14 protein-coding genes are annotated in these 14671 nt (G+C 50.3%); 6 read left to right on the top strand and 8 right to left on the bottom strand.

Annotated elements, in window-relative coordinates:
- The first annotated feature begins 26 nt into the window (after nt 1-26).
- From ACYQ1O_RS01860 to tpx, 4 genes are all read left to right on the top strand, one after another.
- Nucleotides 27-674 carry a YfgM family protein gene (locus ACYQ1O_RS01860; RefSeq protein ID WP_459989877.1) on the top strand — a complete coding sequence of 216 codons (648 nt, stop codon included), beginning with the start codon at nt 27-29 and terminating at the stop codon, nt 672-674.
- Nucleotides 674-1867 carry an outer membrane protein assembly factor BamB gene (gene bamB, locus ACYQ1O_RS01855; protein WP_459989876.1) on the top strand — a complete coding sequence of 398 codons (1194 nt, stop codon included), beginning with the start codon at nt 674-676 and terminating at the stop codon, nt 1865-1867. The genes ACYQ1O_RS01860 and bamB overlap by 1 nt, the downstream gene beginning before the upstream one ends.
- A 6-nt stretch (nt 1868-1873) precedes the next feature.
- Nucleotides 1874-3265 (top strand): ribosome biogenesis GTPase Der, encoded by a 1392-nt coding sequence (der, locus tag ACYQ1O_RS01850; RefSeq protein WP_459989875.1) that lies wholly within the window; start codon nt 1874-1876, stop codon nt 3263-3265.
- A 99-nt stretch (nt 3266-3364) separates the two neighbouring features.
- Entirely contained in the window at nt 3365-3868 is a 504-nt protein-coding gene (gene tpx, locus ACYQ1O_RS01845) for a thiol peroxidase (protein ID WP_459989874.1), read from the top strand.
- Between the two features lie 26 nt (nt 3869-3894).
- On the opposite strand, the gene ACYQ1O_RS01840 is transcribed toward tpx, so the two are convergent.
- Nucleotides 3895-4359, bottom strand: coding sequence for a very short patch repair endonuclease (locus tag ACYQ1O_RS01840; RefSeq protein ID WP_459989873.1), 465 nt, complete (start codon nt 4357-4359; stop codon nt 3895-3897).
- 69 nt (nt 4360-4428) lie between these two features.
- On the opposite strand from ACYQ1O_RS01840, the gene dcm reads away from it, so the two are divergent.
- Entirely contained in the window at nt 4429-5697 is a 1269-nt protein-coding gene (gene dcm, locus ACYQ1O_RS01835) for a DNA (cytosine-5-)-methyltransferase (protein ID WP_459989872.1), read from the top strand.
- A gap of 126 nt (nt 5698-5823) precedes the next feature.
- Nucleotides 5824-6876, top strand: coding sequence for a lytic transglycosylase domain-containing protein (locus tag ACYQ1O_RS01830; RefSeq protein WP_459989871.1), 1053 nt, complete (start codon nt 5824-5826; stop codon nt 6874-6876).
- 161 nt (nt 6877-7037) lie between these two features.
- Here the strand turns inward: ACYQ1O_RS01830 and ACYQ1O_RS01825 are convergent, their stop codons facing one another.
- The 7 genes from ACYQ1O_RS01825 to ACYQ1O_RS01795 all read right to left on the bottom strand — a co-directional run bounded on the left by ACYQ1O_RS01825 (nt 7038) and on the right by ACYQ1O_RS01795 (nt 14475).
- Nucleotides 7038-7493: a tellurite resistance TerB family protein gene (locus ACYQ1O_RS01825; RefSeq protein ID WP_459989870.1), complete on the bottom strand. Its 456-nt coding sequence runs from the start codon at nt 7491-7493 to the stop codon at nt 7038-7040.
- 125 nt (nt 7494-7618) lie between these two features.
- Complete coding sequence (locus tag ACYQ1O_RS01820) at nt 7619-8806, bottom strand: TerD family protein (protein ID WP_459989869.1); 1188 nt, start codon at nt 8804-8806, stop codon at nt 7619-7621.
- 48 nt (nt 8807-8854) lie between these two features.
- Nucleotides 8855-9799, bottom strand: coding sequence for an HpcH/HpaI aldolase/citrate lyase family protein (locus tag ACYQ1O_RS01815; protein ID WP_459989868.1), 945 nt, complete (start codon nt 9797-9799; stop codon nt 8855-8857).
- Nucleotides 9796-10881, bottom strand: a complete 1086-nt coding sequence (locus tag ACYQ1O_RS01810) for a cysteine protease StiP domain-containing protein (protein ID WP_459989866.1) — start codon at nt 10879-10881, stop codon at nt 9796-9798. Before ACYQ1O_RS01810 ends, ACYQ1O_RS01815 begins: the two co-directional genes overlap by 4 nt.
- Nucleotides 10882-11235: 354 nt before the next feature.
- Nucleotides 11236-12363: a sodium ion-translocating decarboxylase subunit beta gene (locus ACYQ1O_RS01805; RefSeq protein WP_459989865.1), complete on the bottom strand. Its 1128-nt coding sequence runs from the start codon at nt 12361-12363 to the stop codon at nt 11236-11238.
- 25 nt (nt 12364-12388) lie between these two features.
- A complete protein-coding gene (gene oadA / locus ACYQ1O_RS01800) occupies nt 12389-14167 on the bottom strand; it encodes a sodium-extruding oxaloacetate decarboxylase subunit alpha (protein WP_459989863.1) in 1779 nt (592 codons plus the stop codon).
- 65 nt (nt 14168-14232) lie between these two features.
- Complete coding sequence (locus ACYQ1O_RS01795; protein WP_459989862.1) at nt 14233-14475, bottom strand: OadG family protein; 243 nt, start codon at nt 14473-14475, stop codon at nt 14233-14235.
- Nucleotides 14476-14671: the final 196 nt, after the last annotated feature.

Genomic DNA, 14671 nt, shown 5'->3' with positions numbered 1-14671 from the left:
AATCAGCAAAGCAAAAGAGACATACCGTGGAAATTTACGAAACTGAAGAAGAACAACTTGAAGCCCTAAAACGCTGGTGGAAAGCCAATAGCGCCACAACCATTGTCGGCGTGGTCATGGGCGTTGCCATCATTTTGGGCTGGAACTACTGGCAAAGCTACCAACAAGAACGTCTGCAACAAGCTTCCAATGCTTTTGTCGAGCTGAACCGCGCCGTCGCCGCCAACAAAAAAGACAGTGTTGAAAAACTGGCGGAGCAATTGCAGACCGAATACGGTTCAACCCATTACGCCGCTTATGGTCAATTGTTACAAGCCAAATTTAAGGCTGAACAAGGCGATTTGCCCGGCGCACGAAAAATTTTGGAGACGGTTTCCGCATCCTCTGATAAGGAAATCAGCAATATCGCCAAAATTCGCTTGGTGCGTCTGATGATGGCCAACAAAGAATTCGAACAAGGCTTAAAGCTGGTCAATGAGATCGATCCTGCCAGCTCCGTCCATTTTGCCAACCAATACGATGAATTGGTCGGTGATTTGTATGTGGCGCTAAACCGCCCGGAACAAGCGCGGACTTCGTATCTGAAAGCGCAAGAAAATGGTCACCAATCGCCTTTGCTGCAAGCCAAAATTGACGACCTTACCCCGCCTGAAAAATTAGCTGCGAAAAAATAATGCGCTTTCTTATTTGTTTATTGTTGTCTTTAAGTTTGGTGGGTTGTGCCGCCATGGATACGGTCGGCGAATCGTTTTCCGGCATTTCCGATTATTTTAGTGGCGGTGCAGATAACGCCGAGCCGCCCAGCCCCTTGGTTGAATACACACCGGAACTAAAGCTTGAGGAAATATGGCAAGCCAGCGTCGGTGTTGGCAGTGATGAACAAACTTTAAAGCTGATCCCAGCGGTTGCCAATGGCAAAATTGTTGCCGCCGACCGTGAAGGTCTGGTGCAAGCCCGCGACACCACCACCGGTAAATTATTATGGGAAGTGGAAACGGAAGCCAATTTTTCGGGTGGCCCAGGTATAGGCAACAGCACCGTTATTTTAGGCAGCAGTAATGCCGAAGTGTTTGCCTTAAGTCTTGAGAATGGCACGCAGCTTTGGAAAGCCGCCGTCACCAGCGAAGTCTTGTCGATACCCGTCATCGGGCACGGCGTGGTGGTGGTTCGGACGACAGATGGCTCGATTACGGCGCTGAACGAAAAAACCGGCGCAAAATTATGGAGCTATGAAGTCGCTGTTCCGGCTTTAAGTATTCGCGGTACCGGTGCACCGGTTATCGTCGATGACAATCTGATCGGCGGCAATGATAACGGCAAGCTGATTGCCTTGCGTTTGGCGGACGGCAAATTTGTTTGGGAAGCCAGTGTTGCCATTCCTCAGGGCCGTTCCGAAGTTGAACGTTTGGTCGATTTGGATGTTGATTTAATCGAATCAGCAGGCGTCATTTACGTCAGCAGTTTCCACGGTGGCGCGAGTGCCGCATCCGTTTTGGATGGCGAAGTCTTATGGCGCAACGACACCATCAACTCCTATACAGGTCTGACCTCCGACTGGCGTTACCTCTATGTGTCGGATTCACAAGGCTATGTTTACCAGCTTGATAAACGCAGCGGTTCATCGTTGTGGAAGCAAAGCGAATTGCATAACCGCCGCGTGACGGCTCCTGCTGTTTACGAAAACTACGTTGTCGTTGCTGACTTGGAAGGCTATGTCCACTGGCTGGGCAATAGCGATGGACGCCAAATGGCGCGCATCCAAGCGGCGGATGCCCCTATTGACGCCAAACCACTGGTTGTTGGCGACACTGTTTTTATTTATGCCAATGATGGCACCCTCACTGCTTTAAAAGCACGCTTACCTTAAGAGCCTATGTTACCCGTAATTGCCCTGGTCGGGCGCCCGAATGTTGGCAAATCCACCTTATTTAACTTTCTGACCCGCAGCCGTGAAGCCTTGGTTGCTGACTTGCCGGGCTTGACCCGCGACCGCCAATACGGTCGCGTCAAGATCGGCAAAATCCCTTACATTCTGGTTGATACCGGCGGTATTGCTGACGATGCCGAAGGCATTGAAGGCATGTCCAGAAAACAAGTGGAAATTGCTTTGGCTGAGGCTGACGTGGTGTGCTTTTTGGTGGATGCCCGTGAAGGTTTGAGCGCTTCTGATAAGGCCATTGCCGAAAGTTTGCGGAAATTGGCTAAACCCATCATTTTGGTCACCAATAAAGTCGATGGCATTGATGCCAATATTGCAACCAACGACTTCTATTCCTTAGCGTTGGGCAATCCGTTGCCAGTTGCCGCTTCCCACGGGCGCGGTGTGCCTGAATTGCTCGAGCGCGTTGCAGAACTGCTGCCGCCTGTTAAAGTACCGGAAGAAGACAAGAGCAAAGGCATTGCCATAGCGGTTGTCGGTCGCCCCAATGTCGGCAAATCCACGTTGGTCAACCGCCTGTTGGGAGAAGAGCGGGTGATTGTGTTTGACGCACCGGGTACCACGCGCGACAGCATTTACATTCCTTTCGAGCGCAACGGCAAACAATTTACGCTGATTGATACGGCGGGCATGCGTCGGCGGTCAAAAATCTCCGAAACCATCGAAAAGTTCAGCGTCATCAAATCCATGCAGGCAATTGATAAAGCCCAAGTGGTCATTTACTTGGTGGATGCCAGCGAAGGTGTGACCGACCAAGACGCGCATTTGCTGGGCGAGGTGCTGGAAGCGGGTCGGGCCTTGATTATCGGCCTGAACAAATGGGATGGCTTAAGCACCGAACAGCGCGAGCTGGTCAAACGGCAACTGGAAGTCAAACTCTCGTTTTTGGAGTTTGCCGAAAAACACCCCATTTCTGCTTTGCATGGTAGCGGCGTGGGTAAATTGTTCGATGTTGTGCATAAGCTTTATGCGTCGGCGATGATTAACATGTCTACGCCAGAGCTGACCCGCATCTTAAAAGAAGCCACCGAAGCGCATCAGCCGCCGCTGGTCAACAACCGCCGCATTAAACTCAAATACGCCCACCAAGGTGGACGCAACCCGCCGGTGGTGGTTATCCACGGCGTACAAACCGATGCGTTGCCGATTTCCTACAAGCGTTACCTGATGAACTACTTCCGCGAAAAGCTTAAGTTGTCCGGCACGCCCATCCGCTTGGAATTTAAATCGCCGGTCAATCCGTTCAAAGGCCAGAAAAACAAGCTGACCGATTGGCAAGTGAAAAAACGCGAACGTTTGATGAAGCGTATTAAAGACAAAAAATAACCGACAAGCCGTGCGGGCAACAGACCTGCACGGAGCTTCAAACAAGCTTGCCTAGCGCTCCCCAAAACCCCGCCGCACAGCTACCCCGCAGGACAAAACATGGCAACCCTCAGTTTCCAAGGCCAACCCGTATACACCAATGGCGATTTGCCTGCCGTAGGCAGCCAAGCCCCCGATTTTTGTTTGGTCAACAGCCAATTGGCGGACATCAGCCTTGCCGCTTATGCGGGCAAAAGAAAAATCCTGCACATCGTCCCCAGCTTAGATACCCCCACGTGCGCCGCCTCTACGTTACGCTTTAACGAAAAGGCCGCGCATCTGCCCAATACCGTGGTGCTGGTTATTTCGGCAGACTTGCCCTTTGCGCAATGCCGTTTTTGCACCCACGAAGGACTGAAGCACGTCATCCCTTTGTCAACATTCCGCTCCCGTTTTGCCGAAGACTACGGCATAAAAATCCAAAATGGCTTGTTGGCAGGATTAACCGCAAGAGCCATCGTCATTCTCGATGAAAACGACCAAGTGCTTTATAACGAATTGCTCAACGAATTGGCACATGAACCCAATTATGAAGAGGCTTTGGCGGTTTGCCGGAATAGGTAGCCGCATAAGGTAAATCTTTTCAACTCTCATAAATCACTAAACTCATCAAAAACCGGCATTTCAAAATATTCTGCTTGGCTAAATAGCCAGGCTTGCAAATGCCGCAAGGTTGTTTCCCGCTGTTTTTTCTTGAGGCCACATTCCCAGACAATTGCTGTCCGCCAGCCCAGCATTTTTAGTTGGTACAGCACTTGTTGGTCGCGCGCCCGATTGCGGGCAAATTTTTTCTCCCAAAATACGGTGCGGGTTTTCGGCAGATGCGAGCTTTTGCAGCCTTCGTGTTGATGCCAAAAACATCCGTTGATAAATATAACCGCATGGTATTTTTTTAGTACCAAATCAGGCGATCCGGGCAGTTTTTTATTGTGCAGCCGAAAGCGGAAACCTTGGCGGTGCAAGGCAGAACGCACCCATTTTTCCGGCTGGGTGTTTTTGCTGCGAATGGCCGCCATTGTTCGCGAGCGTGCGGCAGGATCGATACGGTCAGTCATAGGGTGATAGCCAAAACGTGTTGACTTATTTATAATAATAACCTTGTATAAGGTTGATAAAGGTTAACTATGTATTCTGTCGCCCAAGTTGCTGACATGCTAGGGGTTTCTAAGGAAACTTTACGTCGCTGGGATAACAGCGGCAAGCTGCCGTCGTTGCGTAATCCTATGAACAATTACCGGTTTTACAATAAGGAGCAGTTACGTCAGTTTGAAGAACTGCATTTTATTTTTGACGACAGCGGACGGCTTGATATTACCCCTCACCATCACTATAAAACCATCGAGCTGTTTGCCGGTGGCGGTGGCTTGGCAATCGGCTTGGAGCGGGCAGGGCTGGATACAGTCTTGCTGAGCGAACTCGACAAAAGCGCTTGCGAAACCCTCAAAGCCAACCGACCGCACTGGAATGTTCAGGCCGGTGATATTGCCCAGCTTGATTTTACCCCGTATCACGGTCAGGTCGATGTGGTGACGGGCGGTTTTCCTTGCCAAGCGTTTAGTTATGCAGGCAAAAAAATGGGCTTTGAAGATGCGCGCGGCACCTTGTTTTATGAGTTTGCCCGTGCCGTCAAAGAAACCCAGCCGACATTGTTCATGGCGGAAAATGTACGTGGCTTATTGAACCACGACGACGGCAAAACCTTGGCAAATATCCGTTCGGTGCTTGAAGAACTGGGTTATAGCCTGTTGGAACCGCATATTATGAAAGCGATTTTTTACCGCGTGCCGCAAAAACGTGAACGGCTATTGCTGGTTGGGATACGTAACGATTGCGTCGGCGGAGTTGATTTCCACTGGCCCCGGCCTTACCAAAAAGTCTACACGCTGAAAGATGCACTCAAGGCGGGTGATTTGTTTCCCAGCGATGTCCCGCAATCCGCCGGACAAAGCTACCCTGCCAAAAAAGCCGCCATTATGGATCATGTACCGCCCGGCGGTTATTGGCGCGATTTGCCCGACGCCTTGCAAAAAGACTATATGATGAAAAGTTATTATTTAAGCGGCGGCAAAACCGGCATGGCGCGGCGTATGCATTGGGATGAGCCGTGTTTGACGTTAACCTGTGCGCCTGCACAGAAACAGACCGAACGTTGCCATCCTGACGATACACGCCCGTTTACTGTCCGCGAGTACGCGCGTATCCAAACTTTTCCTGATGACTGGCAATTTAAAGGCGCATTAAGTTCGCAATACAAACAAATCGGCAATGCCGTACCGGTCAACATGGCTTATGAATTGGGCTTGTCGGTGGTGGATTTCCTCAACCGGTTGTGCGCGACCGGCAAGGCCAAGCCAGCGGGTGAACCCGAACAGCAGGCATTGCCATTTGGTTAAACTCTATTTTCCCTACAAGATCGGCGATCTTATGACTTGCGCGGCGGTTATTTGGATTGGCTGCTGGTCAGATTTAGGGCGAGGGATTATGATGTGAAAACCGATTAAACCCCATGAGATTTCAACATGACAGCGCCTATTGATCCAGTAAAAATGACCCCGATAAATTCAAAATTTTGGCTTTTATTGGCGATAGCTTCGCTGTTGAGCGCCTGTGGCGGTAACGAGCAGGTCGTCAAGCCTGATAATAATGCTGGCTACCCAACCCAGCCACAAACTCCGCCACAAAATTTTTATAGGCCGCCTGTCTCGACTTATTCCGGTGAATTTTTAAAACCTGGCGAGCTTGAACCCGCAGTGGGTTTTTGGCGCAAAACCTATGTGCAATGGCGACGGTCGGAAGTGGCTATTCATGATGACCGCTATCTGGATGTTGTCTATGAAGTCATGGTGATACCGGGTTATGTTGCGGAAAGCCTGACTAGCGAACAGAAAGATAGGGTCAAACAACGGCGTGAGTTCTGGAAAGTGCAATTGGCGGCTTTAGAAAGCAAATTGCGCTATAACGCGCCACTGAGCGGCAGTGATAGGGAAATCATTACCAAACTGCAGAATAACGGCAGGCAACTGAACAGCGTTTTGTACGGCGCTTCGCAACGCGTGCGTTCACAACGCGGAACCCGTGAACGCTTCATGAAAGGGCTGGAAATCAGCCGCCGTTACGAGCGTCAATTTAGACAAATTTTCCGCGAGAAAGGCTTGCCCGAAGATTTGGCCTTGCTGCCGCATGTAGAGTCTTCGTTCCAACCCTCGGCGCGCTCTTCGGCAGGCGCAATTGGCATGTGGCAATTCACCAAAGGCGCGGCGAAAACCTTCATGCCAGGTGGTAGGGTGGATTTATGTCTCGACCCCGTTGCCTCGACCAAAGGTGCCGCCAATTATTTAAGCCACGCCTACCGAAAACTTGGGGATTGGCCGACGGCGATCACTTCTTACAATCACGGGATCGGCGGGATGAGAAAAGCACAAAACACAGTCGGTCGTGATTTTGTCCGCATTGTTAATGCTTATAATGGCCCCGCCTTTGGTTTTGCCTCGCGCAATTATTACGCACAATTTTTGGCGGCAAGGGAAATTGCCAGCAATCCTATGGCTTATTCGCTTAACGGGCAGGAATAAAAATAAAATGATGCCGTTCGTGGCGGGTTTGTCGAACCGCAAACACCCTTCGACAAGCTCAGGGCGAACGGGGCATCATTTTATGCTGGATTGGCTATAAAGCGGGGGAAGGCTGTCGTTGACTGGATGCGCCAAATCGGGTTGGCGCATCGGACAAAAGCTTAAGCCAATGAAAATTCGGCGGGGTTGACGCCCAATTCAGCGGCAATATGCATTGCCACGCGTTTTTCTGAGCTGTCAAAATTGCCGTCTGATGAGGCAATGGCAATAATCATGCGCATCAACAAACGCGCGGCATCGGTGTTGGATTTCATTTTGCCTAAGGCTTGGTAGGCTTTGGCTTCGCCGATGTCGGTGTCAAATTCCAGCTGGCTGACATAGTCTTGGAAAGCTTTGATGACATCACTGGTGGTAAAGACTGATAAGGCCTCATTGCTTTCAATAAAGCGGATCATTTTTTGCTTTTCTTCCGCGCTGATGCTGCCATCCGCCATGGCAATCAACGCCGAACCCGCCATAGCGGCATTTAAGAAATCTTTGTTTTTAAACTTTAAAGCTTCGGTTTTCAGTTCGTTGGCTTTCGATTTTAATTGGCTTAAAAAATTGTCAAAACTCATTGTGTTCTCCTGTGGTTATCGGGGTGTTATTTTTAGCAAAGCGGTCTTCATGCAAATAAAAAGGTGATGGCTGTGCAGGGTAAAAATCATGCTTTTTTCCATAAACGCGGATCCCATCGGTTGGGCTATTTGCTGCCCTCCCTATAACTTAGCCCCCAGCCATAGGCAATATCCATCTGCTGGTGTCCGGCAAAATAATCGACCAATTTGGTGATCCGCAATTGGTTGTCAATATTCTCCAACATAGCTATCGCACACATGTACTGGTCGTTGCGGTGGCTGTCCAGACGCACTTCAATATCAGGCTGGTTTTTGCCTTTAATGGTAATGACCGCATCGACATGCGACCAGTTCGGCACGCCTTCGTAAATAAACGCAAACACCAGCACGCGGTGGAATTCCTGCCAATAATTGCCATTGATGCGTAAGGTTTCGCCGCCGACCGATTGCCCGCTGCGGTCGTCCTGATCCAATTCGATAAACGGAAATTGCCGCAAATTGCCGAAATGTCCGCCCAAGGCTTGTATGGCGCCTTTCATGCCGTCTTTAAATTCCCACATGCAGGCCAGGTCCAAATCAATGCCCTGGGTGCTGGGTTTATAAAAACCGGTGGATTTGACCGGTGTGGCGTTCCAGTTCAGGTTGACGATAATTTCACCCAAGCCGCCTTGGTTTTTTTCCAGCGAGATGGATTGCCCGCGTTTTTCCAGTGTGACTTTGCTCAGGTTAACCTTTCCGGCAGGAGCAGGCGCTGCTTGTGATGGCGGGGCGGCTGATTCGCCTTCGCTGACATCGACACCATAAAATTCCGCCAAGGGTTGCAGGCCGCCGACAAAACCTTGACCGATGGCGCGGAATTTCCACTGGCCTTGATGGCGGTATACTTCGGCGGCAATCAATGCGGTTTCTTGGTTGGCGGCTGTATTGAGGTTAAAGCAAGCCAATTCCAAACCAGTCAAAAAATCCTTTACCAACACGGTGACATTGTTTAACGAAGCGACATTTTGTCTTTTGTTCAGGCCATCGCTAATGGTTAAGGTAAAGGCGATTTTTTGGATGTCGGGCGAGGTGCGCGATAGGCGCAAGGTAAATTTGTTTTGTTGCGTATCCAGTTCCACGCCTTGATCGTGGCGGACGGGCTGGTTAAAAAACACAAAATCGTCATCGGCAGTCACTTTGCCTTGGGCATTCAGCAAAAAAGCACTGACATCGACACTTAAATCGTGCGGTTTAGAGCCGTAGCTTAGGCTAATGTGCAGGTCAGTGCTTGGCAGTGGGCAGTTTTGCCCGGCAACCAGATCTATTCTATTCATTGGTTCCCCCGTGTCGTGTTGTTGAAAGTGTGTTTTAAAAAGGTTGTTCTAAACCGATAAACCCCTATAGCCATCCTGCAATTCCGGCATCTTGACACCGTAGCAGCGTTGCCGGTTTAGTATGTCGGTTGCCCAGCGTTGATGTGTGGCGACTTCGCACATGGCTTCATGCATTTTGAACACGGCAGGTGCGTCTTCGGCGCAGAGGCTTTGCGCCATTTGGTAATCGTCGTTATCGACCGCGTAGGCGGCTTCAATAAACTGGATTTGCGCGGGGTGGATGGCTGTTTTGCCAATCAGGCCATAAGCCAAATCTTGTTGGATTTCCCGATGTAAGGTCGTGGTGTCGTTAAGGTATTCAAACACCGGTGCGGCTAAAGCAAAACCATACGGCCTAAAAACGGTGAGCAATTGCGAAATGACGGGCCCTAGCGGTGTTTCGTACAACGTCATCCCGCGTGGCCTGCGGATGCCTAACAAATTCATCAAATCGTTGCCGCCAATACGCAGCAGGGTGATTTTAGGGAAAATGTCGGTTTGTAAAAACGCTGCCCGCAGTTCGCATAAGGCTTTGTAATCGAAAACATCTTGGGTTTCCAAGGTGGGCATCACTTTAAAATCGGTGCCGCGCAGCTGTTCGAAGTAGCGGCTAAAATTGTTGATGGTGAGCTTGGGTAAAACAAAACCGTCAATTTTGCCAATATCGGGCAAAGCCAACAGGCGTGCCAATACTTCCGGATTGCGGGCGCGGATAAAACGGTATTTGCCGCTCACAGGCCGGAAACCTTGCAAGCATAAGCCCAGATGGCGCAGGCTGCCATCGACATCGCCCGTGGCGACGGCATCTTCGGTGCAGAAAATCATGGAACGCAAAAAGGGCAGTTTTTCGCCATTGGCGCAGGCCATTAAATCAGGGCGGTGGGCGGGCATGTACAGCGGAGCGCCGAGTTGCCAAGGCGAAAACCAGTTAGGATGGGTAAGGTTTAATGTCATAAAGCGATCTCTTTAATTAGGGCCACGGCGCGGTACGGTAAATGGGTGACAATTTCAACCGGTACGGCGCGCGATTCTGCCAACCAACGCAAATGCTGCGTCGCTTCGGCGCTGCCATCTTGCAGCAGCAACAGGCGGGCTTCGCGGCGCAAAAACACACGGGTCGCTTCGCCAATCCCCGGTTTAATGTAATTGGCTAAGCTGACATTATAGCGGGTTGCCAAATCGGCAAGCAGTTTCTCTGCAATTGCCGCTTGCCCTGCTTGAAAGCGGGCGGGAGGAATCGGCTTGCCCCATTGCTGTTTGACGCTGGCAAGCATTTCATCAACAAAAAAACGTGATAAATCGTGTTCGGCAAAGTGCTGATAATACACGCAACCGTGGAAATCATTGGCAGCGGCGGTGAGCGGATCATACACCGACCGGCTGACCAAGCCGGATACGGTGGCGTTTAAAATGCACGAGGGGATCAAGTAATCTTCCGCCGATGCGGCAATCGCTGCCGTGCCGGATAAATCTGCCAACACATAAAGGCCGGCAGGAATAACAATGCCATCGCTTTCGGCAAAGGCTTGCAGGCTAGCCGCCAACTGCTTACCAATCACGCCTTTACCGGTCCAGCCATCGACAAACACCAGTGTTTCCGGTGCATGATTTTGCAAAATATGGCGTAAGGCATGGGTGTCGATGCCGATGTCACGAATGATGGAAATAGAATAATGTGCGGCGTTGATCTGGTGATAATCTTGCAATACCCGCTTAAGCAACACGCCAACTGGCGTTCCCGCCCGCGCCAACGACACCAAAGTAATTCCCTGTGGTCGGGTGGCAATAATTCCTGCCGCCAAGCTGATAATATCTGCCGCCAAGCGCTGTTTGTTGGTAGTCATCGCTTGCCGGAACAAATCCAAGTACGCCGCTGAAGGTAAAGATTCATGGCTGAGCATTTGTGAATAATGCTTTTGCCCAGACTGGATCAATGCTTCTTTGATGGCTATGGGGGTATTTTCGATGCTAATGGGTTTAAGCAGGAATTCAACGTCATTGGACGGATAACTGCCTGAGAAAGGGGATTGGGTCATGGAAATAAGGGTTGGTGTCGGGTGGTTGGGAAATGAACGCCCAATGCGTGATGGTTTTTGAATGATTGAAGTTTGTTTCGCCTCAGTTTCCGTATCGGTGCATAAACCAGTATCTGCATAATAGCCTATTAAGTTTAGCTGCGTTTATTTCGGTTTGTGAAGCATTGCAGTGGCTATTAAGCCCTTCTAATACAATGCGTTAATAAAGGATGATTGGCATCGCCTAAATTAGGCCAACCTTGATGAATGATGGGGATAGGGCGGAGAAACAGGGCGTGGCCTGGAGAGGGCAAATCTTAGTTTTTGGGGTGAAGATTGGGTTTATGGCGTCAAAAAGTGTTTTGACGCCCAGTATTATTTGACCAAACTTAATAAAACCCCAGCCGCTACTGCCGAGCCAATAACGCCCGCCACATTCGGGCCCATTGCGTGCATCAGCAAGAAGTTGTGCGGATTGCTTTCCAAGCCGAGTTTATTGGCGACACGGGCTGCCATAGGAACGGCAGATACGCCAGCTGCGCCGATTAACGGGTTAATCAGCGTGCTGCTAAACCGGTTCATGATTTTAGCCATGATGACACCGGCGGCGGTGCCGATGGCGAAGGCAACGGCACCTAGGGCCAAAATGCCCAGGGTTTTCAATTGCAAGAAGTCATGGGCATTCAGTTTTGAACCGACCGATAAGCCTAAGAAAATGGTGACGATGTTAATCAGTTCATTTTGTGCGGTTTGGCTTAAACGCTCAACCACGCCGGAAGCATTCATGAGATTGCCCAAAGCGAACATGCCGATTAACGGTGTGGCTGATGGCAACAGCAAAATCGACAACACCAACAACATTATCGGGAAAACGACTTTTTCGGCTTTGCTGACCACGCGCATTTGTTGCATTTCAATTTTGCGCTCGGCTTCGGTGGTCAGTGCGCGCATGATCGGCGGTTGGATCAGCGGCACCAGCGCCATGTACGAATACGCGGCAACGGCAATCGCACCGAGCAAATCGGGCGCAAGTTTGGAGGCCACATAGATAGCTGTTGGGCCGTCGGCACCGCCGATAATGCCGATGGCGGCGGCATCTTGTAAAGTGAATTGCAGACCAGGCACGACGTTAAGCGCCAATGCGCCCAGCAACGAGGCAAAAATACCAAACTGCGCGGCGGCTCCCAGCAGCAAGGTTTTTGGGTTGGCGAGCATGGGGCCAAAGTCGGTCATCGCGCCCACACCCATGAAGATCAATAATGGGAAAATACCGGCTTTAATGCCGAAATACAGGTAGTACAGCAGCCCGCCCTCTTCGGAAATGCCTGCGACAGGAATATTGCTAAGCACCGCGCCAAAGCCGATGGGTAAGAGCAGCAGCGGTTCAAAGCCTTTTTTAATCGCCAGAAACAGTAGCAGGAAACCTACTAGAATCATAAAGGCTTGACCGGAGGTAAAATTATAAATGCCGGTGCTGTGCCAGAGTGAAGTCAGATTTTCCATAAAATGTCTCTTGATGTGTCCGTGGTTATAAGGTTATCAAGGCGTTGCCACCAGCAACTGCGCCGCCTTCTTTAACGTGTACGGCGCTGACAATGCCCGTGTATTTTGAGCGTACTTCGGTTTCCATTTTCATCGCTTCCATGATGACCACAATATCACCTTCGGCGACCACACTGCCTACGCTGACCAAAATTTTCAGGATGTTACCTGCCATCGGTGCGTTAACGGTCGAGCCGCTGCTGGCGGTTGGGATAATTTTGACGGTATCGGGTGTGGCGGGTTGGATGTGCAATTCTGCACCGGCAGGGCCGACGGCAACATTAAAGATTTTGCCGTCGACGTTGACGGAATAGTTTTCAACGGCTTCGTCTTTTTTCGGTGCGTTGGCGGCAGCAAAGGCTTCAGGATCGGGTGCGGCTTCGAAGGCGGCAGGATTGCCCCTATTTGCCAAAAACTTCCAGCCGACTTGGGCAAACATGCCGTTAATTAAAGCATCTTCTTCCAAAATACCGGTTAGCTTCACGCCTTCGGTTTTGGCTTTTTCTTGCACCTCGGCAATCAACTTGTCCATTTCCGCCGCCAACAAATCGGCTGGGCGGCAAGTAATGGGCTGACCACCCGCTAATGCGCGTTCTTGCAAAGCAGCATTGACCGGTGCGGGTGTTGCGCCGTATTCGCCTTTTAAGACGCCGGCGGTTTCTTTGGTGATGGTTTTGTAACGCTCGCCGCTCATTACATTGATGACCGCTTGCGTGCCGACAATTTGCGAAGTGGGCGTGACCAGTGGGATAAAGCCCAAATCTTCGCGGACGCGCGGAATCTCTTGCATGACTTCGTCAAACTTGTCAGACGCGCCTTGCTCTTTCAGTTGGCTTTCCATGTTGGTCAACATGCCGCCCGGCACTTGGGCGATTAGGATGCGGCTGTCGACACCTTTTAAGCTGCCTTCAAATTGCGCGTATTTTTTGCGGATGTCGCGGAAATAAGCGGCAATTTCTTCTAGCTTGACCAAATCCAAGCCCGTTGCACGCGGCAAGCCTTCCAAGCAGGCGACGATGGTTTCAGTCGCGGTATGCCCATAGGTCATGCTCATTGAAGAAATGGCGGTATCGACGTTGTCAACGCCCGCTTCGGCGGCTTTTATCAGTGTCGGTACGCTGAGGCCTGTGGTTGCATGGCAATGCAGGTGGATGGGGATTTTTGTGCTTTTCTTCAAACGGCTGACCAGTTCGAACGCTTCGTAAGGTTTCAGCAAGCCCGCCATGTCTTTAATACAAATGGAATGCGCGCCCATATCTTCAATTTGTTTGCCCAGATTCACCCACATATCAATGGTATGCACGGGGCTGGTGGTATAAGAAATGGTGCCTTGGGCGTGGGCATCGGTCGCCAATACGGCTTTGACGGCGCGTTCGATATTACGCATATCGTTCATGGCATCAAAAATACGGAATACGTCGATACCGTTAACGGCGCAGCGTTCGATAAATTTGTCGACGACATCGTCGGCATAATGGCGGTAGCCTAAAATATTTTGCCCGCGCAACAGCATTTGTTGCTTGGTTTTCGGCATGGCGGCTTTCAACAAGCGTAAGCGTTCCCAAGGGTCTTCGCCCAAATAGCGGATACAGGCATCAAAGGTGGCCCCTCCCCAAGACTCTAAAGACCAGTAGCCGATTTGGTCGAGCTTCTCGCAAATGGGCAACATGTCTTCAATGCGTAAGCGCGTGGCTAAAATGGATTGGTGCGCGTCACGCAATACGACTTCGGTAATTGCTAAAGGCGGATGTTTATCTTTGGCCATGCTTTGTATTTCTCCTGGAAGACCTTGTCTACAATCGGCTGGGTGTGATTGCTTGGAAATGGGGGTTAAGGCTTATGTTTGCTGCGGTATTGATGGACGGCGGCGGCAATGGCGGCAATCGTCGTTTTATCGGGCGTGTTGCCTGACAAGGTAGGGATACTTAAGGTGGGTTCGGAAGCTTCAGGAAAATAACGTTGCACTAACCCAGACATGACATTAATCGTCCACACCAACATCAGCAAAAACAAAAACACAATGCCCATGCCGACAAACATTAATTCAACGCCGCTACTTATCAATTCTGCCATACCGTGCAACCTTCTACTGAAAAGTCTTGAAACTATTGGAAATCTTAAAAACCTGCACACATTATGCATAAAACCCAAGTTGTTCACAAACTTAAAGTCGCCAAAGGGCTTGGATTGCTTTTACAAATAATAACTTATTGGTTTGTAGGCAAACCGCGCCAAGCCTTGCCACATAATTTCAATACTGAATAACGCT

The sequence above is a fragment of the Methylosoma difficile genome (assembly GCF_054657615.1).
Note: the sequence above shows the minus strand (reverse complement) of the source record. Positions and strands in the feature narration are given on the sequence as shown.

Coding starts and splice junctions, on each gene's coding strand:
- bamB (WP_459989876.1), top strand. CDS start 674: ATGCGCTTTCTTATTTGTTTATTGTTGTCTTTAAGTTTGGTGGGTTGT.
- der (WP_459989875.1), top strand. CDS start 1,874: ATGTTACCCGTAATTGCCCTGGTCGGGCGCCCGAATGTTGGCAAATCC.
- tpx (WP_459989874.1), top strand. CDS start 3,365: ATGGCAACCCTCAGTTTCCAAGGCCAACCCGTATACACCAATGGCGAT.
- ACYQ1O_RS01840 (WP_459989873.1), bottom strand. CDS start 4,359: ATGACTGACCGTATCGATCCTGCCGCACGCTCGCGAACAATGGCGGCC.
- dcm (WP_459989872.1), top strand. CDS start 4,429: ATGTATTCTGTCGCCCAAGTTGCTGACATGCTAGGGGTTTCTAAGGAA.
- ACYQ1O_RS01830 (WP_459989871.1), top strand. CDS start 5,824: ATGACAGCGCCTATTGATCCAGTAAAAATGACCCCGATAAATTCAAAA.
- ACYQ1O_RS01825 (WP_459989870.1), bottom strand. CDS start 7,493: ATGAGTTTTGACAATTTTTTAAGCCAATTAAAATCGAAAGCCAACGAA.
- ACYQ1O_RS01820 (WP_459989869.1), bottom strand. CDS start 8,806: ATGAATAGAATAGATCTGGTTGCCGGGCAAAACTGCCCACTGCCAAGC.
- ACYQ1O_RS01815 (WP_459989868.1), bottom strand. CDS start 9,799: ATGACATTAAACCTTACCCATCCTAACTGGTTTTCGCCTTGGCAACTC.
- ACYQ1O_RS01810 (WP_459989866.1), bottom strand. CDS start 10,881: ATGACCCAATCCCCTTTCTCAGGCAGTTATCCGTCCAATGACGTTGAA.
- ACYQ1O_RS01805 (WP_459989865.1), bottom strand. CDS start 12,363: ATGGAAAATCTGACTTCACTCTGGCACAGCACCGGCATTTATAATTTT.
- oadA (WP_459989863.1), bottom strand. CDS start 14,167: ATGGCCAAAGATAAACATCCGCCTTTAGCAATTACCGAAGTCGTATTG.
- ACYQ1O_RS01795 (WP_459989862.1), bottom strand. CDS start 14,475: ATGGCAGAATTGATAAGTAGCGGCGTTGAATTAATGTTTGTCGGCATG.